This window comes from Streptococcus sp. CF10-1 (assembly GCF_024295825.1).
In the GTDB taxonomy this organism is placed as follows: domain Bacteria; phylum Bacillota; class Bacilli; order Lactobacillales; family Streptococcaceae; genus Streptococcus.
Genome location: NZ_JANCPQ010000001.1, coordinates 179,498 through 203,608 on the forward strand (window position 1 = coordinate 179,498; position 24,111 = coordinate 203,608).

20 protein-coding genes and 1 pseudogene are annotated in these 24,111 nt (G+C 36.3%); 20 read left to right on the forward strand and 1 reads right to left on the reverse strand.

Annotated elements, in window-relative coordinates; genetic code table 11:
* The first annotated feature begins 5 nt into the window (after nt 1-5).
* The 15 genes and pseudogenes from NMM25_RS00900 (at nt 6) to NMM25_RS00970 (ending at nt 15,786) form a co-directional block, all read left to right on the forward strand.
* On the forward strand, nt 6-239 hold the full coding sequence (locus tag NMM25_RS00900) for a hypothetical protein (RefSeq protein ID WP_000840776.1): 234 nt from the start codon (nt 6-8) through the stop codon (nt 237-239).
* A gap of 2 nt (nt 240-241) precedes the next feature.
* Nucleotides 242-829 carry a CPBP family intramembrane glutamic endopeptidase gene (locus NMM25_RS00905; protein ID WP_000821296.1) on the forward strand — a complete coding sequence of 196 codons (588 nt, stop codon included), beginning with the start codon at nt 242-244 and terminating at the stop codon, nt 827-829.
* Between the two features lie 289 nt (nt 830-1,118).
* Entirely contained in the window at nt 1,119-1,754 is a 636-nt protein-coding gene (locus NMM25_RS00910; RefSeq protein WP_000222719.1) for a hypothetical protein, read from the forward strand.
* A gap of 353 nt (nt 1,755-2,107) precedes the next feature.
* Nucleotides 2,108-2,603, forward strand: a pseudogene (locus tag NMM25_RS00915) (transcriptional regulator).
* A gap of 253 nt (nt 2,604-2,856) precedes the next feature.
* Nucleotides 2,857-3,153 (forward strand): lactococcin 972 family bacteriocin, encoded by a 297-nt coding sequence (locus NMM25_RS00920; RefSeq protein WP_050199870.1) that lies wholly within the window; start codon nt 2,857-2,859, stop codon nt 3,151-3,153.
* 61 nt (nt 3,154-3,214) lie between these two features.
* Nucleotides 3,215-5,224, forward strand: a complete 2,010-nt coding sequence (locus NMM25_RS00925) for a DUF1430 domain-containing protein (RefSeq protein WP_000825229.1) — start codon at nt 3,215-3,217, stop codon at nt 5,222-5,224.
* Between the two features lies 1 nt (nt 5,225).
* Entirely contained in the window at nt 5,226-5,858 is a 633-nt protein-coding gene (locus NMM25_RS00930) for a putative bacteriocin export ABC transporter (RefSeq protein ID WP_000623394.1), read from the forward strand.
* Between the two features lie 593 nt (nt 5,859-6,451).
* Nucleotides 6,452-6,751 (forward strand): hypothetical protein, encoded by a 300-nt coding sequence (locus NMM25_RS00935; protein ID WP_000869764.1) that lies wholly within the window; start codon nt 6,452-6,454, stop codon nt 6,749-6,751.
* Complete coding sequence (locus tag NMM25_RS00940; protein ID WP_000093676.1) at nt 6,741-7,229, forward strand: hypothetical protein; 489 nt, start codon at nt 6,741-6,743, stop codon at nt 7,227-7,229. The genes NMM25_RS00935 and NMM25_RS00940 overlap by 11 nt, the downstream gene beginning before the upstream one ends.
* Complete coding sequence (locus NMM25_RS00945; RefSeq protein WP_001826592.1) at nt 7,229-9,106, forward strand: VirD4-like conjugal transfer protein, CD1115 family; 1,878 nt, start codon at nt 7,229-7,231, stop codon at nt 9,104-9,106. Before NMM25_RS00940 ends, NMM25_RS00945 begins: the two co-directional genes overlap by 1 nt.
* A gap of 20 nt (nt 9,107-9,126) precedes the next feature.
* The gene (locus tag NMM25_RS00950) at nt 9,127-9,369 is read left to right on the forward strand and encodes a hypothetical protein (RefSeq protein WP_000494028.1); all 243 of its coding nucleotides are present in this window, start codon (nt 9,127-9,129) and stop codon (nt 9,367-9,369) included.
* Nucleotides 9,370-9,385: 16 nt separating this feature from the next.
* Nucleotides 9,386-10,240, forward strand: a complete 855-nt coding sequence (locus tag NMM25_RS00955; RefSeq protein WP_001054254.1) for a hypothetical protein — start codon at nt 9,386-9,388, stop codon at nt 10,238-10,240.
* Between the two features lie 53 nt (nt 10,241-10,293).
* Nucleotides 10,294-10,653, forward strand: a complete 360-nt coding sequence (locus NMM25_RS00960; protein WP_001097587.1) for a PrgI family protein — start codon at nt 10,294-10,296, stop codon at nt 10,651-10,653.
* Complete coding sequence (locus NMM25_RS00965) at nt 10,604-12,961, forward strand: VirB4-like conjugal transfer ATPase, CD1110 family (protein WP_000824180.1); 2,358 nt, start codon at nt 10,604-10,606, stop codon at nt 12,959-12,961. Before NMM25_RS00960 ends, NMM25_RS00965 begins: the two co-directional genes overlap by 50 nt.
* Before the next feature lie 11 nt (nt 12,962-12,972).
* Nucleotides 12,973-15,786 carry a phage tail tip lysozyme gene (locus tag NMM25_RS00970; RefSeq protein ID WP_000653462.1) on the forward strand — a complete coding sequence of 938 codons (2,814 nt, stop codon included), beginning with the start codon at nt 12,973-12,975 and terminating at the stop codon, nt 15,784-15,786.
* A 30-nt stretch (nt 15,787-15,816) separates the two neighbouring features.
* On the opposite strand, the gene NMM25_RS00975 is transcribed toward NMM25_RS00970, so the two are convergent.
* The gene (locus NMM25_RS00975; RefSeq protein WP_162837271.1) at nt 15,817-16,005 is read right to left on the reverse strand and encodes a hypothetical protein; all 189 of its coding nucleotides are present in this window, start codon (nt 16,003-16,005) and stop codon (nt 15,817-15,819) included.
* Between the two features lie 19 nt (nt 16,006-16,024).
* Between NMM25_RS00975 and NMM25_RS00980 the strand changes: the two genes are divergently transcribed.
* From NMM25_RS00980 to NMM25_RS01000, 5 genes are all read left to right on the forward strand, one after another.
* Entirely contained in the window at nt 16,025-16,591 is a 567-nt protein-coding gene (locus NMM25_RS00980; protein WP_000013902.1) for a PBECR4 domain-containing protein, read from the forward strand.
* A 151-nt stretch (nt 16,592-16,742) separates the two neighbouring features.
* A complete protein-coding gene (locus tag NMM25_RS00985; RefSeq protein WP_000387513.1) occupies nt 16,743-17,153 on the forward strand; it encodes a thrombospondin type 3 repeat-containing protein in 411 nt (136 codons plus the stop codon).
* 47 nt (nt 17,154-17,200) lie between these two features.
* Nucleotides 17,201-23,425 (forward strand): SNF2-related protein, encoded by a 6,225-nt coding sequence (locus tag NMM25_RS00990; RefSeq protein WP_000452056.1) that lies wholly within the window; start codon nt 17,201-17,203, stop codon nt 23,423-23,425.
* Nucleotides 23,426-23,499: 74 nt separating this feature from the next.
* Nucleotides 23,500-23,784, forward strand: coding sequence for a DUF5962 family protein (locus tag NMM25_RS00995; protein WP_000969637.1), 285 nt, complete (start codon nt 23,500-23,502; stop codon nt 23,782-23,784).
* A 13-nt stretch (nt 23,785-23,797) separates the two neighbouring features.
* Nucleotides 23,798-24,094 carry a DUF5966 family protein gene (locus NMM25_RS01000; protein ID WP_000998887.1) on the forward strand — a complete coding sequence of 99 codons (297 nt, stop codon included), beginning with the start codon at nt 23,798-23,800 and terminating at the stop codon, nt 24,092-24,094.
* Nucleotides 24,095-24,111 lie beyond the last annotated feature (17 nt).

Below are 24,111 nucleotides of genomic sequence, written 5' to 3' on the forward strand. Positions count from 1 at the left end.
GCAATATGGCTGAACGATTTTGGGAGAACTTGTCCATTATTTTAGCTGAAAGAAATATTAGCTGGATTGAGTTAACCAGAAAAATGTTTGCGGGAGAGTTTCACTATCCAAGTGAATTGAATCGTTTGTATCAAAAGATTCGTCACTACAAGATGGAACAACGAATGCCTCAAAGTCCATGGGTAGAAAGGATTGTGCAGGTATTAGATTTAGATTATGAAGATTTATTTCGGAGGTAACTATGAAAAGAATAATTCCAGTTTATATATTCCAACAAGTAAATGTCCTATTGGTATCTCTATACTTATTGAAATTTCTTTGTATCGGTGAGTTAACTATACTACAGATTCTCTATAGTTCGTCACTCATTTCTTTTTTATGGATGTATGGTCAACGCAAACAAGCTCATAAGGTCAATATGAAATCTAGGATGAAATGGCTTGGTATTGGATTCGTTAGCCTACTGATTATAAGTCTATGTTTTAGCCTAATCCATGCTCAAGGAACTACGAATCAAGCAAACTTAATTGGCCTTCAACATCAAGTCCCTTGGTTTTCATTTTTATTGTTCTTAATCAATGCGAGTATGGTTGAAGAATTTCTGTATCGAGAAATTTTATGGAACTTGGTTAGAAAATTAGATATTCGAGTTGCTTTGACAAGTGTTTTATTTGCCTTAGCACATCATCCAGGAACCATTCTAGCTTGGTGTTTATATGTTTCACTTGGGATGTTTTTAGGGCTTGTACGCTACAAATCGGACTTATGGGGCAGTATGGGGCTACATTTGGTGTGGAACCTACTAGTTTATAGTTTGCTGCTTTTTTAAAATAGGTGACCTGATTTTTAGATATTCATAATGAATGTAATTGTTGACAAATATGGACTAATTGCGTATAATGAAGATAATTAAATGATATAATTACTTGTGGGCTAGTGGATATGGTCTGCACCCGCCTGTGGGCTCCGCTCTCAGTTCAGACTGTTTGTTGAGAAAAAGAATAGCAGGACTGCCTACCCTTGAGGAATAGATAGGGCATATCTAGCGTGAGGTGAAACTCAATACGTGGGAGAGAAGGAAGCAGGAGCTTCCTTCTCTTTTTTAGGAGAAAATTCAAATGACTTATACTTTGGAATGGCTAAAGACTTTTGATGGAGAGATTGATATTCTCAATATTAAGATGAATTGCTTGGCCAATACTATTGAGAAAAATGTTTCTCAGTACAAATATATTTATCAGACAAATATGGAGAACTGTCCTGAAATTATTCTATCAGTCCCAAACTCCTCCATTCCTCATCTATTAGGATTATCTAGAGAACATCATGTTAATTTACCAACTAATAATGCAGGGAGTATTTTTGAAGGATTAAAAGATGATTGGACATTGGAAAGCCTGAATAAAGCTGATAATGGTTGGTTCAACGAAAATAAATTCAAAATAGTTGGAACCTTGTTGCTTTATCAAATGTTACATGTAATGGAGTGTAAATTCTATACAACTGATGGCATTTTGAATAGAAGAGTTGGTAGCCGATTTAGAAGAGATAATATTTATTTTGTAGTCTTTAAATTAAGTAATGGTATTAGTTATACAGTAGAACTATCACGTGAACAAGGTAATCAATACTTTCCAAGAAGCCTTAAAATCAATGATACCTCCGTTACAGATTGTAGAGAAATAGATCTTAGACTCATTAATAAGATTAGATTTAAGCCAGTTAAGGCAAGAAAGGTGAAATGGCCATCATGATTTAAAAATTGAAATCATGATTACATCACTATTCTTTTCTTAACAAATGTGAGTATTGTCGAAGAATTTCTGTATCGAGAAATTTTATGAAAGTTAATCAGAAAATTAGATATCAGAGTTTCTTTGACAAGCATTTTATCTTGCTGTTTGTATGTTTTTACTAGAAATGTTTCTAGGGCTTCATTTGGAGTGGAAACTATTAGTCCATGGCTTACTTCTTCTTTATAATAGGTGGTCTAGCTTACTTATAGATTCAGTTTGAAATAAAAAACTAAATGAATTGATTTTAAAGAAATAAAATGCTAACAGATATATAAGATGTTAGCATTTTATTTCTAAGAAAGGAGAATGAAATGGTTGATAAAAGAGAAAAACTGATGAACTCTTTCAATCAGTATGGTTTTTTAACTTTTAAACAAGTAATAGATGAAAATTTACACTACAAAACCTTATTGAAAATGCTTGCAGAAGGAAAAATCGATGCTGAAGAAAAAGGGTTATATCGCTTACCTGATATTTATTTAGATGAGTGGTTTGTCCTTCAGTATCGATTTCCAAAGGGAATCTTTTCTTTGGAGACAGCACTTTGGTTACATGGTTTATCTTTGACTATCCCTTTTAACATGACGATGAGTTTTCCTTATGGTACGAATACCAAAAACATTAAGGAAGCAGATATATGTCCTATTATTTTACGCTCTCACTATAGTGAAGGAATTATTGAAATAGAGCGCCTTCCTGGTCAATTTATTAAAGTTTATGAAGTTGAACGAGTTTTGGTTGAATGTCTATGCCCAGCTATTTAAAGTAACTGATAAGTTACAATCTTATACGGAGGTGCTATCTTAATGTTTTTTAATACAAAAACTTTAATAGTTTTAGAATTTGGTTGATAGCTTATGAATAAACAGCTATATTGTTTTGATTATTAAATATTCAAAAATCTATTATATAATTAGTTGAAATTATATGTTGTAAGTGTTATAATGCAGGCGAAAAGGGTTGCTCTGGAAAGGAGAAAAAACGGAAACTATATTTTGAGCAATTCATAATTTTATTGTTAAATAAAGCTTTTAATTCTAATTATGGAAGGTGAACAGTCATGAAAACGAGTAAAATTATCCTTTCTGTCTTAACTGTAATTATTAGTTGTAGCTTAGCGTGTCCTGTATTTGCTGATTGGGTATCTGGTGGTAACTGGAGTTACGGAGGTTATCATAATCCAGGCAATTGGGGAGCATTCTCAAATTATTTCCACGACTATCGATGGCATTGGTCAAGTGTGACTCGAGCAAGTGACAGCAAAGCTAATGTAGGTTATGCTTCTGCTCATTACACATCAAGATCGTTCATAAATACAAGTTTTGGTGAAACTGCATACTTTAATTATGGATTTTAATTGCTAAAGTTTATCCTAGAGAGAAGAAATCTCTCTAGGGTAAACTAGAAAGAGTAGAATTATGAAACGTTTATTTATACATTTCTCGAACCTTTTTATTCTAATCTTTCTGCTTTGGATTGCCTTTATTTCACCTAATACGGTCATCCATCGAAGCCTACCTGTAATAGGGATTCTTCAACAAGAAAGGGAAGTTGTTTATGAAGAGCTTTCATCTAGCTTAGATCAGTTAGCAAAAGAAAACAATAGTTTGATTGCTCGTCAGATTCAAAAAACGGATTCTAAAGGGCAAGTCAAGTTTTCGTATGATATCTACGGAGAAGGAGCACTTCCTAATGGCATCAAAAAAGAAGAGAAAGAATTCGTTGCAAAGGAAAGTTTGCTTACCAATTACTATATACTATCTGGGAATTTAACCCTTGAAAAATTAGATCAAAAACTCCACGATCTTGGTTTTTCAAAAAGTTTCATGAATAAGCCCAATCCCCTGCAAAATTTTATGGTATTTTTTAGTTCGGGTTCCCAATCTCTAGCCTTGGTTATTTTTATCATCAGCTTTGCTGCATTGACCATTATTCAAAAAACACTTGAAATGAGAAGTGCAGGGATTCGTTACATTTCTGGAATAAGACGATACCAGCTCTTTGGACATTCTCTCATGGAAGACGGTAAAGAATTGTTTTTAGGGTGTATTGGTGGAAGTGTCCTAGGAGCTATTCTGATTTATTATTTACAATTGACTCCTTTTGCCTATTCTCTCATCATTTCAGCTAGTATTATTTACAATACACTTTTATTTATTTTATCTGCTTTCCTATCCTTTTTCTTTGCATTCAGTATTCAGACAGTACACTTGGTTAGCCTTTTAAAGGGGAAAATTCCATTAAAAAGAGTCTTGTTTTTTCTCTTTACATGTCAATTTCTTGCAATCACTGTCATTGGTCTCTCAATTCATCGTGTCAGCATCTATGGCTCTATCTGGCAGACTTATCAAGAGGGAAGTTTGGCTTGGTCTAAAGAGACAAATTGGATACAAATTAGTTTGAATCGGGAAAATGTTTTACAAACGACAAACAAAGAAATGCAAATTGAACAAATAGCTAAATGGTCTAAACTGATCGAGTCTGGCATTGAAAAAGGTGGACTTTTGGTCCATCATCAGCTTGCCGCATTTAATTCAAAAGGCTTCATGAACGATCCTAGAACAGGGAGAGAGCTTTCGATCACAGATTACGATCCTCTTGCCAACACCCTGTATGTAACACCAAATTACCTTGATATCCAAAGGATCTTAGTTTCCCCTGAGGAAAAAGAGCGCTTGAATCACTTGCAAGCTGGAGAATTTGGACTCTTGCTTCCTGAAAAGTTGAAAGGGCAAGAAGAGGAGTTGAAAAAACGCTATGAAGATTATCTGACTCCTAGTGATGAACAAGGAAAGAGTCAGTTGCCTATGAAAGCACGGGTGACCTATCTTCCTAACAACCAAAAACGATTTATCTATAATAATACACCGATGATCTATCAGCAATTCTTGACAGACCCGATTTTGGTTGTTGTTCTACCTAGAAGCTTTGGTGGCTACGATAATCCTTATTTCTCTCATCTTAATTCTTATCTTTACTTTGATGGTCTGGAAAAAAGCAAGAAACTAGTAGTTGAGAATGGGCTTGAAAAAAATGTTAGTCAATATGACTATGCGGCGTCTGTATACCAGCAGATGATCCAATCCATTCAATTAGAGAATCTCATTACCATTGCAGGAGGAATCTTTGCAATAGCTACTTCCATACTACTCTTTAACACCATGAATTTCCTCTATTTTGAAGAGTTTAGAAGACCAATCTTCTTGAAGAAGATTGCAGGTCTGGGATTTGTAAAGATTCACCAAATGATTTTGCTCTCAGAAAGTATCCTCTTACTATTAGGAAGCTTCCTGACATTCCTTCTCACTCAAGAATGGTGGATTGCTCTTGTCACTCTCTTGCTATTTATTACTAATGCTTGGTTTATTCTCCTGTACCGGTCTCATAAAGAAGACCACTTGTTAGCCACTGTACTGAAAGGAGCCTAATATGATTAGCATAGAACATTTAACCAAATCATTTGGCCAACGAACGGTCTTTCAAGATTTGAGCTTGCAATTTACAGAAGGTAAGGTCTATGCTCTGATCGGAAATAGCGGGTGTGGTAAAACAACCTTGCTTAATATCTTGGCAAAGTTAGAGCCTTATGAAAAGGGAAGTATCAGCTATCAAGGGCAAGAATTGAAACAAATCAAACAGCATCACTTCTTTAAGCATGAATTAGGCTATCTCTTTCAAAACTTTGGCCTACTTGAAAATGAGACTATCGCTACAAATTTAGATTTGGGATTGATTGGGCAAAAATTAACGAAAAAAGAGAAGAAGCAGCAAGAAGAAGAAGTGCTCAAAAAAGTAGGATTGGCTTACCTTGCTCTGGATCAAAAGATTTTTGAATTATCTGGGGGAGAGGCGCAACGTGTCGCATTAGCTAAAGTTATTTTAAAAGATCCACCTTTAATTTTGGCAGATGAACTAACTGCAGCACTGGATCCAGAAACCTCACAAGAGGTGATGGACTTGCTCTTAATGTTAAAGAATCAAGAGCGTATAATCATTATTGCAACCCATAATCCCGATATTTGGAATCAAGCAGATGAAGTTATAAATTTAAATCAATTATAGTTACAGTCAATAGATATCTTCTATATTTTAAAGTTATTTTATCTGAATCCGTAAAAGCAGTTCAATTGAACTGCTTTTTTCTTCTACGACTTACACTGTTTGGTTTCATGAGCAAGCCCCTCAAAGTGAATTAATAACAAATCATTAGAAGTCATAGTGATGAAATTTCTGTAACAGAAGTAGAGCGAATTGCTGAACCATTAAATGAGTATCTCTCGAAGTAGAAGCGTCTATTTTGACTTTTAGTTTGATAGAATGGTAGTTTGAAAATGTAAATGATAGCTACTGTTCATAAAACATATAAGGTACGTACGGTGTTGTGAGAGGAGCTAGAAATTAGCACTTACCTTATTATTCCAACAACCCCAAAAATGTGATAAAAATTTCAACTACTCTTATCTATAATAAAGCTACCTGTTCTTTGAAAATTGAATCCACTCCGTCTTGATTAGCGTGCCTGTGTAAGTAGGGACTGAGAGTATTTCCCTGTGAAGGGCGACTGGCACAAGACGTGTGTGAGAATTTTCTAACAGACACGGAGTTTATCGTTACCAGACTTAAACGATGCGACAAACTAGATAAAGGAGTTAATCATGAAGGTAGTAAACTTGTATGATTTGAAACAAATGGGAAATAAAGGTGGTTGTACCATCCAATTGATTCATCACTTTCCTTTTGGTATGGGCTTAGGACATCTCAAAAGAGACTACATTGAATTTAAACGTGTTGGTATCTTTGATGGGAAAGCAGTAGAAGTTACTCTTCGAGAACCTTATTCGAGAGATCTACTGCAGGTTGTCAAGTCGATTAAGCAACGTCAGAAATTGATAGCTTATCGTTATAAAGAAGGAAAGCTGCTATTTGTTAAGAAGGAGGCATCAGATGTCCTCTGAACAACAGGAACGAATGGCAGTTCAATATGCTGAGCGTAGTCTTTTATTTACTGTAAAAAGTCTTTTAAAGATTCTAGAATGGTCTAGACGTCAGGCTTTAGCACAAGATTCCGCCTATAAGATAGGGGTGCAGAAATTAGAAGAATTGCTACAATCTCCCTATTCGATTGATACGATTAATCTGAAAAAAGATTTTTTAGACAAACCAATTGATATAGAGAAATTTAAAGCTTTTTTAGAAAAAGAAGAGATTCCTTTAGCCATCGCTTGGCAAGGGGATTCTCTGCATTTCTACACGAAAGACCGTTCGATTCTAGACAATCATTTAGACCATCTGTTAGAAAAAATGGTTAATGATCCGGAGAAATTAGCTGATTTTATCATGGATAAGTCATTAGACGATGCAATTGATGAGGCTAAATCCCAAATTACCTTTAGACAAGAAGGTGCCGTCAAACAGAAAGAGATGGTGAGATGATGTACAGTGGAAAGAAATTCATACTATTCTCACTGTTAGGTATCTTACTAGGCTATCTTTTTCATCGTTTGACGCTTTTGTATGATTCCTATACTGGAAATACATTAGATAAATGGATTCATCTTCTGATGGAAGGTCAAGATGAAGTTCTTCAGTCGCCATGGAATGTTTCCTTTACTGGAAAATCAAGTGCTTTTTTTCTACTAGGCTTTGTGATGATGTTGCTGGTTTATCTCTATCTAGAGACTGGTAAAAAACAATACCGAGAAGGGGTAGAATACGGGAGCGCCCGTTTTGGAACTCTAAAAGAAAAGAAGCTCTTTTACGGTAAGGAATTTTTACATGATACGATCTTAGCACAAGATGTTCGTTTGACATTATTAGATAAAAAACCACCCCAATATGATAGAAATAAGAATATTGCAGTGATCGGAGGTTCAGGAAGTGGGAAGACATTTCGCTTTGTGAAACCCAATCTAATTCAGATGAATAGTTCTAATATTGTAGTGGATCCTAAAGATCACTTGGCCGAGAAAACAGGAAAACTCTTTTTAGAACATGGCTACCAAGTAAAGGTGTTAGATTTAGTCAATATGAAGAACTCAGATGGCTTCAATCCTTTTCGCTATATAGAGACAGAAAATGATTTGAATCGCATGCTGACGGTTTATTTCAATAACACCAAAGGCTCTGGCTCTCGTAGTGATCCATTTTGGGATGAAGCTTCTATGACTTTGGTCCGAGCTTTAGCCTCCTACTTGGTCGATTTCTATAATCCACCCAAAACAAGAGAACAGCTCATAGAAGAAAGTCGTTTAAGTCAAAAAGAATACAAAAACTTGTTGAAACGTCAAAAAAAAGAAGTGGAGGAGCGAAAAAAACGAGGGCGTTATCCAAGTTTTGCTGAAATCTCAAAACTCATTAAACACTTATCCAAGGGTGAAAACCAAGAAAAAAGTGTCTTAGAAATTCTATTTGAAAATTATGCTAAAAAGTATGGGACTGAAAATTTTACCATGCGAAATTGGGCAGATTTTCAAAATTATAAGGATAAGACTCTGGATTCTGTTATAGCTGTAACCACTGCTAAATTTGCCCTCTTCAATATTCAGAGTGTCATGGATTTGACCAAAAGAGATACTCTTGATATGAAGACATGGGGCAAGGAAAAATCAATGGTTTACTTAGTTATCCCAGATAACGATAGTACCTTTCGCTTTCTTTCAGCCCTCTTTTTTTCAACAGTATTTCAAACTCTAACAAGACAAGCAGATATTGATTTTAAGGGGCAATTACCTCTTCATGTGAGAGTCTACTTAGATGAATTCGCAAATATCGGAGAAATCCCAGATTTTGCTGAACAAACCTCAACAGTCCGTTCTCGAAATATGAGTCTCGTTCCTATTCTACAAAATATTGCCCAACTTCAAGGGCTCTATAAAGAAAAAGAAGCTTGGAAAACCATTCTTGGGAACTGTGATAGCTTAGTATACTTAGGTGGTAATGATGAAGATACCTTTAAATTTATGAGTGGTTTACTCGGTAAACAAACCATTGATGTTCGAAATACTAGTCGTTCCTTTGGCCAGACAGGTTCAGGATCCCTTTCTCATCAAAAGATTGCTCGTGATCTAATGACACCCGATGAGGTCGGAAATATGAAACGGCATGAATGCTTGGTTCGAATTGCCAATATGCCTGTCTTTAAAAGCAAAAAATACAATTCAACCAAGCATCCAAACTGGAGGTACCTAGCCAATCAAGAAAGCGATGAACGGTGGTGGAACTATCAAATCAATCCTTTGAATCAAAATCAAGAAAATCATCTTGAAGGCCTTAGAATTCGTGATTTAACTTTTGAATCTAGTTTAAAATAAAAATAGAAAAGAGGAAATACATGTTTACGCATTTTAAAGGTTTTGTTTATGGAGTAGACGCAAGTGCTATGTTTGCACAAGCTATGTCTTTGTTACAGAAGGGATTGATTGCCGTTGGTGCCTTTCTCGTTGTTGTGGGGATTGTCAATCTTGCAACCAACATTAAAGATGGAGGACCAGGTGTTCGGAATGCCATTCTTGAAATTGTCGGTGGAGTTATGGTCGGGGCTGCTGGAGCCTTTGTAACCCAGATTTCAATTTAGGAGGATAAACAATGACATGAATCTTAGTTTAGTCTCACCCTTTGTTTACCTTGCATCTGAAAAAATATCAGCTGAAAATTTATTTGAAGGATTTAATGTAGATTTACAATCTACGGTAGATCTGATTAAATCACTATCTAACTACAATCCAACCGTTTGGACTTATATGTCTAGTATTACTAAAAGTGTCATGCAGCCCCTTGGAGTTGCGATTTTATCGGTTGTTCTCATCCTAGAATTTTCGAAGATGGCTAAGAAAATTGCTAACTCTGGTGGAGCGATGACCTTTGAAGCCTTAGCGCCAATGCTGATTAGTTATATTATGGTCGCAGTTGTAATTACCAACACTACCGTCATTGTAGAAGCCATCATCGGGATTGCGAGTCATGCCATTGAACAAGTGGCCTCGATTGTGGCTCACGGTGGGGCAAAGTATGATACACTCTCTGGATTAAAAGGGTCAGGATTTATTGGCCGGATGATTGTGGGCTTTTTCGCCCTCCTCATTTGGCTTGTTCGGATAGTAAGTGCAGCCATGGTTAATCTTTTGGTATCTATTCGATTTATTCAACTCTACCTTATGATCCCATTTGCCCCTCTTACGATTCCAACATTTTTAAGTGATGAATGGAAGTCTATTGGTTTAGGCTATTTAAAAAATATTATGGTCTATGCGGTACAAGGGGTTCTTATTTTTCTGATTGTTTCTCTTGTTCCTTTGTTTGAATCTGCTGGTAAAATAGCTGTTTCAAATGGTGCAGGAGTCCTGCAATCACTTGCGATTATGTTTGGTAGTTTGGTACAAGCTATCTTACTGATTATTGCCCTCGTTGGTTCTCAACGTACGGCTCGCTCAATCTTAGGTATGTAATTAGATAAAGGCTAGGAAGTGGTTGCTTCTTAGCCTTTTTAGAAAGGAAAGTCATGAATACACGTGTCTTTAAAGACATCTCAAAATACCAACACAGGGCTTGGTTAGGTTTCACCACAAGACAAATCATCTTTGTTTTACCAGCCTTTATTGTCACAATTATTGTTTTGGGCTTGAATCTCTTTTTCTGGCAATTTGGAGATTGGTTTGTTTACGGTTTTGTGTTTGCTTTTACCATCCCCCTCTTGCTTTTTGGAGTCTATAAACCCAATGATTTATATTTTGAACATTATTTGAAATACCGTCTTCATTTTGAACTAACGATACCCCTACGCACAATTTCAGGAAAGAAAGGACTTGAACATGAAAAGAAAATCAAATACATTAAAGAAACAAAAGACTTCAACGACTAATAAAAAGGAAGAAGTTAAAGATAAAAAAGAGGAAGTGTTACCATCAACGGCTAATACTCTTTCCTATCAAGCCTTGTATCAAAATGGTCTGATGCAGGTAAAAGAAGATTATTTTTCACAAAGCTATTTACTTGGTGATGTCAATTACCAGACCGTTGGTTTAGAAGATAAGGGAGCAATCATTGAGAAGTATTCTGATTTGATTAACTCTTTAGATGACCAAACCAACTTCCAATTGACCATTTTTAATAAAAGATTGAATTTAGAAAAATTCAGACACAGTGTTTTGTATGAGGAAAAAGAAGATGGGTACGATAGCTATCGTAAAGAATTGAATCGGATGATGAATCAAAATTTAGATAGTGGTGAAAATAACTTTTCGGCTGTGAAACTGATTAGTTTTGGTAGAAAGGATTCTAATCCCAAACAAGCTTATCGTTCCTTGTCTCAAATAGGCGAATATTTCAAGAGTGGTTTCTCAGAAATTGATGCTCGATTTGGATCCTTGACTGGAGAAGAACGGGTGAACTTGTTGGCAGATATGCTTAGAGGAGAACACCATCTTCCTTTTTCTTATCGTGATTTAACGAGATCTGGCCAGACAACTCGTCACTTCATAGCACCTAATCTCTTGGATTTTAAAAACAAGAATTACCTACAAATCAATGACCGCTTATTACAGATTGTCTATGTGAGAGACTACGGTATGGAATTAGGGGATCAGTTTATCCGAGACCTCATGCAAGGAGATCTGGAATTGATTGTAAGCCTTCATGCTCAAAGTTCGACCAAGGCAGATGCCATGAAGAAACTACGAACAAAGAAAACCTTAATGGAATCCCAAAAGATTGGGGAACAACAAAAACTAGCTCGTACAGGTATCTATTTGGAAAAAGTAGGTCATGTATTAGAAAGCAATATCGATGAAGCTGAGGAACTCTTAAAAACCATGACCGAGACAGGAGATAAACTATTTCAAACGGTCTTCTTGATTGGGGTCTTTGGTCAGGATGAAGAAGAACTCAAACAAGCCCTAGACACTATCCAACAAGTGGCCGGCTCAAATGACCTAATGATTGATAAACTTCCATATATGCAAGAAGCAGCCTTTAATAGTTTGCTGCCATTTGGTTGTGATTTTTTAGAGGGAGTATCACGGAGTTTATTAACGTCCAATATAGCAGTGAACTCACCTTGGACTTCAGTAGACTTACAAGACCGTAGTGGGAAATATTATGGTATCAATCAAATCTCAAGCAATATTATTACCATTGATCGCAGCCTATTAAATACACCGTCTGGTCTGATTTTAGGAACATCTGGAGCTGGGAAAGGGATGGCAACTAAGCATGAAATTATCACGACCAAAATCAAGGAATCTGGTGAAAATACTGAAATTATCATCGTGGATCCAGAAGCAGAATACAGTGTCATTGGACGAGCTTTTGGGGGAGAAATGATTGATATTGCGCCCGATTCCCAAACTTATCTCAATGTCCTTGACTTGTCTGAGGAAAATATGGATGAGGATCCTGTAAAGGTAAAATCAGAATTTCTTTTATCTTTTATTGGCAAGTTATTGGATAGAAAAATGGATGGGAGAGAAAAATCGATTATAGACCGAGTCACCAGACTCACCTATCAGTCATTTAAAGAGCCTTCTTTGGAAGAATGGGTCTTTGTCTTGAGCCAACAACCAGAAGAAGAAGCGCAGAATTTGGCACTTGATATGGAACTGTATGTTGAAGGTTCTCTTGATATTTTTTCTCATAAGACCAATATTCAGACAGGATCTAACTTCTTAATCTATAACGTTAAAAAGTTAGGAGATGAGCTGAAACAAATCGCTCTTATGGTTGTTTTTGATCAGATATGGAATCGTGTCGTTCGGAACCAAAAATTAGGGAAGAAGACTTGGATTTATTTTGATGAAATGCAGCTTCTTTTATTAGATAAATATGCCAGTGATTTCTTCTTTAAATTGTGGAGTCGTGTCAGAAAATATGGAGCCAGTCCGACTGGGATAACCCAAAATGTCGAAACCTTATTGTTAGATCCAAATGGTAGACGGATTATTGCCAATAGTGAATTTATGATTCTCCTCAAGCAAGCAAAAAATGACCGAGAAGAACTAGTTCAACTCTTAGGCTTGTCAAAAGAACTCGAAAAATACCTAGTCAATCCAGAAAAAGGGGCAGGACTAATAAAAGCTGGTTCAGTTGTCGTTCCCTTTAAAAATAAGATTCCCCAAGGTACACAATTGTTTGATATCATGAGTACAGATCCTGATAAAATGGCTTCTAATTAAGGGGAAGGTAAATGAAGGATAAGAGAGAAATCATACGTGCCCGAAAGGCATTTAGAAGAAGTCTAAAAGATGAGAAGAAATTCTTAAAACAAGGAAAGAAGGAGGTGAGAAAACAGAAAAAAGATTCCGCTGTACTGGATGAAAAAGCATGGAAAAATGAGATAAAGCAAAAGCTGGAGAATATGAGAGAAGCTTCAAAGGCTAGAGTAAAACAAGCAAATGAAGACTACAATCATATTCTTCAAAATAGTCCTCCATCACTTTTGAATCGGAAAGAATTAAGAGATAGACGATTGCCTCATGCTAGGAAACGATTGAAAATAGCCAAGAAACAATTTAAGGAAGCTAAGGTTGAAGCAAAAGAAGAAAGAAAAGAGAGTCGTAAAGAAAGAAAAACCAATCAAAAATTTTTCTACGGTCAGGAAACGAAAGTAAAATCCAATTTTTTCCTTCAAGGGAAGAATCTAGAAGAATTAAAAGCTAAGAAAGAAGTCAAAGCCGCAAAAGAGAATCTAAAATCTACTAAGCAAGCCTATAAGTTCAAAAAAATCAGTAGGAAAGCCAAAACCTTTCTTTATGTCCTTGGACGTGAAGGTGGAGAGTTAGCTTCAGAAAATGAAGATTTAGAAAGTTATCGCACACTTCATGAGACCATTAGAAAAGGGAAACGCTACAGTCGGCTTTCTTATAATCTTGGAAAAGCTAGTGTCAAAACAGGACAAGCAACAGGTCGTTTTACCAAGAAAAGACTGACCAACACAAAAGAGCGATACCATCATTTTAAGGATGGAAAAGGATGGAAACTAACTAAAGATAATCCAAGTTCCTTTAAAAATCGGTATCGAAAATTAAAGAAACAAGGTCTTTTAAGTGTCCGAAATATCTATCAAAAATTAAAAGGAGCCTTTTCCTTCTTTACATTTGTGGCTGGAAATCCTGTAATCTGGATAGTTGGAGGAATAGTCTTTCTTCTTTTACTTATGATGAGCTTCTTTTTAGGATTTTCATCTGCTAGTTTGATTCAACAAGATGAATTTGAATTAACAAAAGCTTATACCCACCTAACTTGGGAAGATGCAGAACATACTCGTACAAATGACAAAGGAATTACCTATTACACAAAAGTTGATGATGTGATGGGCTATATGAACTTTAAATTCCATGACTATGAGTTACAGAAACCAGTTCATTTGTTTAGTTCAGAAACTTACAAGGATTATCTATCTGCTTTGTGGCATGATTTAAACGATGGGGAAGATTTGAAATCCATGCAAGACCTTTATGAAACTCCTAAGTATAAACTCTCGAAAGACGATCAAGAGGAAATAAAGGAACTAAAAGAAGAAGGTGTGTATGCTTCCATGCAGGAATTGGACAATCCATTTGAGGGGAAAAGTAACGAAGATAGTTTGACCATGACTTATCGTTATGGATACTATGATTTAGACGGAAAACCTACTCTTCAGGAGTACATTCTATTAGAAGCGAAGGCTCACCAAACGATTGTCGCACCAATGGATGGAGTTGTATCTCTAGATGGAGATGATGTTATTCTCACTAACGGAAAAGGTGAGAATGAGAGTCGTTTAACCTTATATTCCATTCATAATGGCCGTGCGATTGAGGGGACAAGGGTCTTAACGGGTGATGTTATTGGTGAAACACCAGATGATACAGGTTTGAAAGTTTCCTATCAAAAGTATAAGAACAAGAAAGAAAAATTGGTATATGTCAATCCGCAATTTTATTTTCCAAAAGTCATTCAACTTCAGACAACTATCTTACCTGCCATTGGTCAGTTTGGTGGAGATGAGTTTGAACGAGCAAAACATATTTATGATTTTTTGAAATCTCAAGGGGCAAGTCCCCAAGCCATTGCGGCTATTTTAGGAAATTGGTCGGTAGAGTCTTCTATCAATCCTAAACGAGCTGAAGGGGATTATTTATCTCCTCCAGTTGGCGCTACCGATTCCTCATGGGATGATGAAACCTGGTTAGCGATAGGAGGGCCAGCCATTTATAGTGGTGCTTATCCTAATATCCTTCATAGAGGTTTGGGGTTAGGTCAATGGACGGATACCGCAGATGGTTCAACACGTCATACAGCTTTGTTAAATTATGCACGCACCCAAAATAAGAAATGGTATGATTTAGACCTACAACTTGATTTTATGCTTCATGGGGATAGTCCTTACTATCAAAGTTGGTTAAAGGATTTCTTTAAAAATACGGGCAGTGCAGCCAATCTCGCCCAACTCTTCCTCACCTATTGGGAGGGAAATTCTGGTGACAAACTACTGGAAAGACAAACCAGAGCAACGGAATGGTATTACCAAATTGAAAAAGGCTTCAGCCAAACAAATGGAGGACAGGCAAAAAGTGACCCGCAATCCCTTGAAGGTGTTCGTGGAGACTTGTATGAACATTCTGTTCCTGGTGGTGGAGATGGTATGGCCTATGCCTATGGACAATGTACATGGGGTGTTGCGGCTCGTATGAATCAATTAGGCTTAAAATTAAAAGGAAGCAATGGAGAGAAGATTTCAATCATTAATACCATGGGAAATGGTCAGGACTGGGTTGCGACAGCTTCAAGTCTTGGTGGAGAAACGGGTTCCACACCAAGAGCAGGTGCTATTGTTTCTTTTGTAGGAGGTACACATGGTACACCAGCTATCTACGGTCATGTGGCTTTTGTAGAGAAGGTCTATGATGATGGTTCTTTCCTTGTGTCTGAAACTAACTATGGTGGCAACCCTAACTATACCTTTAGAAAAATCTCTCATGCAGATAGTGCCATTAGTTTTGCCTATACTACGAAATAAAGAAGTTTACACTTGCAATTTTAGCTATTTTCAGGTAAAATAAATAGTGTAGATGAGTGGTCGGCTCATGGTCAATCTGATAGTAATCTTGGACGTAAGGGCCAAGCGGTGGCGGACACCAGAACGAAATCCGATAGCAATCTTGGACGTAAGGGCCAAGCGGTGGCAGACACCAGAATAAACCGACTGACTAGGTGGCTTACAGACTCTGTAAACCACCTTTTTTTGTGAGGAAAATATGGCAAATTCTAGAGATTATCGTAATCCAAATTACACCGAAACAATAAAACTTCAGCGTTTTTTTACACAGTTACAAATTGCGGCTTCTTTTTTTAAAGAACACTTTGTTGGCAAAATTATGTATTATGAAACGGAAATTGAAAGTGTTGAACTTCATTTTTCACCTACTAATTTCATGCACCTATGTGGTGTTGATTACCGAAAAGGTGCAGGCAGTTTCTTTGACGATTGTTTAAATAGACATGTCATAATTGATGAGTTGAAAATAAAAAAAGATGGAACCACGATGCAAAAGTTACAAGTTTTAGGATCCATTGGGGAGTTATTGGGAAAGCATGTTCATCTAACTGGTTCAGGACGTTATTTGTATTTGGAGTTTGATTATGCTCTACGTACAAGAAAACAGATAATAGCATTAACATTGAAAGAGACCTCTAGGAAAATTGTTCCTCAATCTTTATTAGATTTGAAGAGAAAGACAGTATTTCCAAAAGGTCAAAAAGTAATTTCAATTTACTCAAAACATTTACAAACATCGGAACTTTTTTATTATTTAAAAGATTAGTTTACATATCTTTTGTGGTATAAAATATATTTTTATCATTTTCAGGAGAACGCAGTTTTGGCTCGTTCTCTTTTTTTGTTGTGATACTTCTTTCAAGGAATATTTGGTAGGATTGGAGTGAAAAAAAATTAACTAGGAAAGAAGGAAGTATATGGAAGCCATTTATCAACGTGATTCGGATCAAGATGGATTAACTGATGCTCAAGAATTGGCCCTAGGAACCAATCCTCTTAGCTCAGATTCTGATGGTGATGGACGTTCAGATTTAGTGGAAATAGAAGAAGGAACCAATCCCTTAGAAAAGGATTTACAAGACATAGACCAAACAAGTATCACTGAATCGTCATCAGTATTTATGGAAATGAAACAAAAGATTTCAGATATGATGGAGAGTCACTACAAGGAATTTATACTGGCTCTGATTAGTATTGAAACAGGGATTGAAAACCAACAAGACCTAGAAGACTTATATACTTACTACATGAGAATGGATGCCGTTTCTCTTTTATCTAGTGATTTAGAAACCAGTCCTCAAGAGGTTGAAATGGAGATAGAGTTGTAGGGGAATCATGTGATTCTCCTATTTTCGTATAGATGAAAGGAGCGAGTATGGAAGTAATACAATTATTGGCTATGTTTCGTGGAACAATTCCAAAAGATAGGGATAAAATGGACCTATTTCTTCGCTATCAGGCGCAACATTTTGATGAGAAATGGCAGGACTTGGTAGAGAGTTTTTTGACTGAAGAGGAGAAGATAGAAGAGATACCTCATGTCTATTCGTTTCATCAAGACATTGTTTCTTTCCTAGAGGCCAGTTCTGAAAATAATGACCAAGATCTAGAAAGTTACACAAGAAATTTTGGACAAGCAGGACTAGATAAATTATCTCAATTAAGTAATTTTGAGAAAAATTTGGTGCTAAAAGTCGCAAGCTATAACCTTTCCACTCGATTTTACATCCAATCTGAAAAAGAGAAACTAACACCATTAAGTGAGCTTGTATTTCATCAGAATCAGGATGTTAATTTAGTCAATGTCTATCGGGTTGCGAATAATCTATCTGACCGTATTAGTAGAGATATAGAGGAATTTCTTCTAATGGTTGACTCAAAAGAGGTTAAAAAAGAAGTTCCTGAGATTCATTTTGAAGAAAAAGAGGGAGATGTTCTAGCCTATTTGGGTTCAGAATTGATGGCTACTTTAGATATCGTTACGGATCTTGTCCATCATGAAGAAAACTACATACAACTCCCACTGACACAAAAGCTGAAGATTATTACTCATTTTGATGAAGTAAAAGCTAAAAGCGAAAAGTCTAATCAAGTAGAGAAAATTTTATCTCCTTCAAGTGATATTGAACAGGAAACGGAAGAAACTAACTCCTTTTCTAATGTCGATAAAATTGTAGAAGAAGCTTTGAGGGAATATCCAATCGGTTCACAAGTAAGTTATAAAGGACAAGTATTTCAGTTGGTTTCGATTGAAAATGCGCAGTTAAATGACTTAGTTCGCCTAGAGCTATTCAATGATTCCAACCAGTTATTTGAAGAGAATCCTATCTTATACTTGAACAGTTTGGAAGAGATTGAACAAGTATTGTCTCATTTAGAACTTGAAAAAGAAGATTCAGAGATTGAGATTGATTCATCAAGTGAAAGTCAGGAAATAGATTTGTTTTCATACCTGGAAGAAGAAAATGTAAATGAAAAGGATAAGGATAAGGAAACAAAATCTTTAATTTCAGGTATAGAAGAGACGGATGTCCCTGTTCTAGATTTTGTTTTTCCAGATGATTTAGAGGACTTTTATCCTAAGACAAATCGAGAAAAGATTGAAACGAATATCGCCGCAATTGAACTTGTTAAAAGATTAGAAAAAGAGAGACGACAAGCGAATCCAGAAGAACAAGAGCTACTCGCCAAGTATGTCGGCTGGGGCGGTCTTGCCAATGAATTTTTCGATGAACTCAATCCAAAGTATGAAACAGAACGTTTAACTCTTAAGAGCTTAGTAAGTAAATCAGAATACTCGACCATAAAACAAAGTTCTCTCACAGCCTATTATACAGACCCAATGATTATTCGCCAGATTTGGCAAAAATTACTGGATGATGGTTTTGAGGGAGGAAGGATATTAGATCCTTCTATGGGGACTGGGAACTTCTTTGCGGCGATGCCTAGAAGTATACGAGAGAAATCAGAACTCTATGGGGTTGAATTAGACAGTGTGACTGGTGCAATCGCAAAACAACTCCACCCCAATACCCATATTGAAGTGCGAGGATTTGAAGAAGTTCCCTATCAAAATAATAGTTTTGATTTAGTCTTAACGAATGTTCCTTTTGGAAATTTTCGCATTGCCGATAAAAACTATGATAAACCTTATATGATTCATGATTACTTTGTCAAACACTCACTTGATTTAGTAAGAGACGGAGGACAAGTGTCGATTATCTCATCTATTGGGACAATGGATAAGCGGACAGATAATGTCTTACAAGAGATTAAATCCAATACTCATTTTTTAGGGGGAGTTCGGTTGCCGGATACGGCTTTTAAAAAGATTGCAGGTACCCGAGTGACCACAGATCTCCTATTCTTTCAAAAGGATCAAGCAAAGAATCTTAATGAGGAGGAACTTGTCTTTAGTGGCTCTGTTCCCTTTGAGGAGGATAAGCGTGTCTGGATCAATCCTTATTTTGATGGGAAATACAATACACAAGTTTTGGGTGAATATGAGGTACGTAATTTTAATGGAGGAACCCTCAATGTTAAGGGGGAATCAGAAACATTAGCTACTGACATAATGAAAGCATTAGAGAATGTAGAAGCACCTAAACAAATTGACAATTCTTTGAAAGCACCTGTTTTTATCCAAGAAGAAGTGGATAATTCTATCCCAAGTCATATACGTGAGAACTTAGCGCTCTATTCTTTTGGATATGAGGGAAATCAAATTTATTATCGAGATACGCATGGCATTCGGAGAAGTTCAAAAGTAGACGAAATTAGTTATTATGTAGATGAGAAGGGAGATTTTAAAGCTTGGGACAGTTCCTTGTCTGAACATAAAATAGATCGATTCGTGCAACTTCATTTGACAGATGAGGAAGCACTAGATGTATACAAGTCAGAAGAAGCGAGTAAAAGAGGGAAATATAAGGGCTTGTTCAAAAAAACGGTCTTTTATGAAAGCCCCTTATCGGATAAGGATATTAGTCGCATTAAGGGCATGGTTGATTTGAGAGAGACCTATCAAGCCTTAATTGAAATTCAACGCCATCCAGATTATAGTCGGACAGATTTTCAGGTATTACTTAGTAAACTCAATCGTGACTATGATCGGTTTGTAAGCCAATTTGGATACTTGAATGTCTCAGTCAATCGAAACTTATTTGATAGTGACGATAAGTATTCTTTACTAGCAAGTTTAGAAGATGAATACATTGATTCTAAAGATCAGAAAGTAAAATATAAAAAATCTTTAGCCTTTGAGAAAGCATTGGTTAGGCCGGAGAGAGTGATTACAAGAGTTTCAACGGCTTTAGATGCCTTAAACTCCAGTTTATCAGATGGTAGAGGGGTTGATATAGACTTTATGGTATCAATTTACCCTGAACATAGCCAAGCAGCTATTTTAGATGAGTTGGGTGACCAGATCTTAATGGATCCAGAAAGCTATTTAAGAGGGGAAAGAAATTATCTTTCTAAGAACCAGTTTTTGTCAGGAGATATTCTCAACAAGATAGAAGTAGTTCAACTATTAGTAGAGGAAAACAACCAAGAATGTGATTGGACTCATGCGTTAGATTTGTTAGAATCTGTTCGCCCTCCAAGGATTCATCTGGCAGATATTGAGTTTAAAATAGGGTCACGTTGGATTCCTCAATCCGTTTATGGTAAATTTGCCTTTGAATGTTTTACCAACCGTGAATTTGAATTGTCTTCGCCTGATGTTGAACAAGTCATTGAAGTGAATCCTGTCGATGGGCAGGTTCATTTAAGGACACCATTTGCTTATCGCTATCCAAGTGCCAAAGATAGTAGTCTTGGAGTCAGTGGCTCACGTTATGATACAGGAAGAAAGATTTTTGAGAATTTACTTAATTCGAACCAACCGACTATTACTATGACTGTTACGGAAGGGGAAAAGAAAAAGACCATCACAGATTTGGAAAAAACCTCTGTTCTAAGAGCAAAAGAGCAGCATTTACAAGAACTCTTTCAAGACTTTGTCTCACGGTATCCAGAAGTTCAACAAGTCATTGAAGAAAGTTATAATCGTCTTTATAATCGAACGGTTAGTCGAGAGTATGACGGTAGCCATTTAGTCATTGATGGCTTGGCACAAAACATCAGTCTTCGTCCTCATCAAGAGAATGCCATTCAAAGAATTGTAGAAGAAAAAAGAGCCTTGTTAGCTCATGAGGTAGGTTCAGGAAAGACCTTGACCATGCTTGGTGCTGGCTTTAAATTAAAGGAGTTGGGGATGGTTCATAAGCCCTTGTATGTGGTGCCCTCTAGTTTGTCTGCTCAGTTTGGCCAAGAAATCATGAAATTTTTCCCTACTAAAAAAGTCTTTGTGACCACTAAGAAAGATTTTGTGAAGGCAAGAAGAAAACAGTTTGTGTCACGTATTATTACAGGAGATTACGATGCCATTGTCATTGGGGATTCTCAATTTGAAAAAATCCCTGTCAGTAAGGAAAGACAGATGAATTATATCGAGGATAAACTCAATGAACTACGAGAGATTAAAACACATTCTGAAAATAAGTACACCGTTAAAGAAGCAGAGCAATCAATAAGTGGTCTTGAGAAACAATTGGAAGAACTCCAACGCTTTAATCGTGATAGTTTTATTGATTTTGAGAACTTAGGAATTGATTTTCTCTTTGTGGATGAAGCACATCACTTTAAAAATATACGTCCAATTACTGGACTTGGAAATGTAGCAGGGATTACCAATACAACGTCTAAGAAGAATGTGGATATGGAAATGAAGGTTCGACAGATTCAGGAAGAACATGATTTTAAAAATATTGTCTTTGCGACAGGAACACCTGTTTCAAATTCAATTAGTGAGCTGTATACTATGATGAACTACATTCAACCGGATATCTTAAAACGCTATCAAGTTGATTATTTTGACTCTTGGGTAGGTGCTTTTGGAGAAATTCAAAACTCTATGGAATTAGCTCCTACAGGGGATAAGTACCAGCCTAAGAAACGATTTAAAAAGTTTGTCAATCTACCTGAGTTGATGAAAATCTATAAAGAAACAGCCGACATTCAAACACAAGATATGTTGGATTTACCTGTACCAGAAGCCCATATTATCCCTATTGAGAGTGAGTTAACTGAAAACCAGAAACTCTATCTAGAAGAATTGGTTATGAGATCAGATGCGGTCAAATGTGGAACAGTTGATCCAAGTCAGGATAACATGTTAAAAATTACGGGTGAGGCACGAAAATTAGCTATTGATATGCGTTTATTGGACTCTAGTTATAGTCTAGCAGACAATCATAAACTGCTTCAGGTAGTGGATAATGTTGAAAGAATTTATCGTGAGGGAATGGAAAATAAGGCTACTCAGATGATTTTTTCAGATATTGGCACACCTAAGAAAAAAGATAATGGCTTTGATGTTTATTCTGAGATTAAGGCTTTATTAGTTGATAGAGGAATCCCTAGTATGGAAATTGCCTTTGTACATGATGCCAATAGTGATGAAAAGAAGAATAGCTTGTCTCGAAAGGTTAATGCAGGAGAGGTTCGGGTTCTTCTTGCCTCAACTGAAAAAGGAGGAACAGGTTTAAATGTTCAGAGCAAGATGAAAGCAGTTCACCATCTGGATGTACCGTGGAGACCAAGTGACATTCAGCAACGTAATGGACGTATTATCCGACAGGGAAATGAAAACAAGGAAGTGGATATTTACCACTATATTACCAAAGGTTCGTTTGATAATTATCTATGGGCAACTCAGGAGAACAAACTCCGTTATATTAAGCAGATTATGACTTCTAAGGAGCCGATTCGTGCTGCGGAAGATATTGATGAACAGACTATGACAGCTTCTGATTTTAAGGCACTAGCAACAGGTAATCCTTATCTCAAATATAAGATGGAACTAGAGAATGATCTAACTCTATTAGAAAATCAAAGACGCGCCTTTCAACGCAGCAAGGATCACTATCGTCATACAATCTCTTACTGTGAAGAAAATATGCCCATTCTTGAGAAACGATTAAGCAAGTATGAAGGCGACATTCAACAGTCTGAAATGTCGAAAGACCAATCATTTTCTATGACGATAGGTAAACAAGTTTTTGAGCAACGAGCTGAAGCAGGTGAATCCCTACACCGTCTTATCCGTCATAATCAATCTGACAGCAAAGAATTTCGAACCCTAGCAAGTTATCGAGGATTTGACATTAAAATGCTTAGTCTTGCAACAAATCAACCTCTTCCTGAAACCTTCTCTGTTAAGATTGTAGGAGAAAACCAATATTCTGTCAGTTTAGATTTGTATTCTCCTTTGGGGACAATTCAAAGGCTTCAGCATACGATAGACCACATTAAAGATGACCAAGTGAAAACTCAGAACTTATTGGATGAATTAAAGGATAAATGGACTACTGCTAAGGTAGAAATTGAGAAAAATTTTCCAAAGGAAGAGGATTATCAAACTAAAAAGGCCGAATACGATGTACTCGCGCCATTGATTGAAACAGAAACGGATTTAGATATTATTGATCAGGCCTTACGACAATTCCACGAAAAAGGAAAAGAAAAGCAAGAACAACTTTCTTTTGAATTAGATTAAAAAATAGATATAAATAGCGGACAAGAAAAGAAAAGCGCGGTAGAATAAAGATAGAAAGAAACGAGGTAACGATTATGATGGAAGATACCTATTATCAATTAGAAGAGGCTTTGGTACAGGGATTTCAAACACCTGAAGAATACCAAGCCTACAAGGAGTTAAAGGAACATTATGAGGAAGTGACAGGGGATTACAGTTTTTCTAAACGAGAGCTCACTAGTCAATTGGAAATCGCTCTTCAGAATCATCAAGGTGTGGACTTTGAAGAACATGAAAAAGAAGAGTATTTGGACTTAGTTCAAAAATTAGAAGAGTTTGATTCCTCTCTTGCCACCCATTATCGTCAGTTGATTGATTAGAAAGGAGAAAGTCATGAATGATTTACTCCTTATCCCAGTAATTTTTTTAGCAGTAGGAGGAATTATCATTCTTTTATGGAGACTCTTTCTTATTGCCAGTGGACTTTTCCTTATTGGTTTTGTCAGTTTTCTTATTTTCGTAGAGGTCTATGGAATTTATCTGTTCTTTACTGAACCTAGTTTATATTTTGATGATATCAGACAATATGGTTTAACTAGTTTTACGGCTGTGTACCTTTTCATCAATCTGATGTTGGTTCTAGGATTTAGTTGGCGCTTCATTAACTCCATAAATAAGCATAAAATGTGAACTTTTTAGATAGTTAA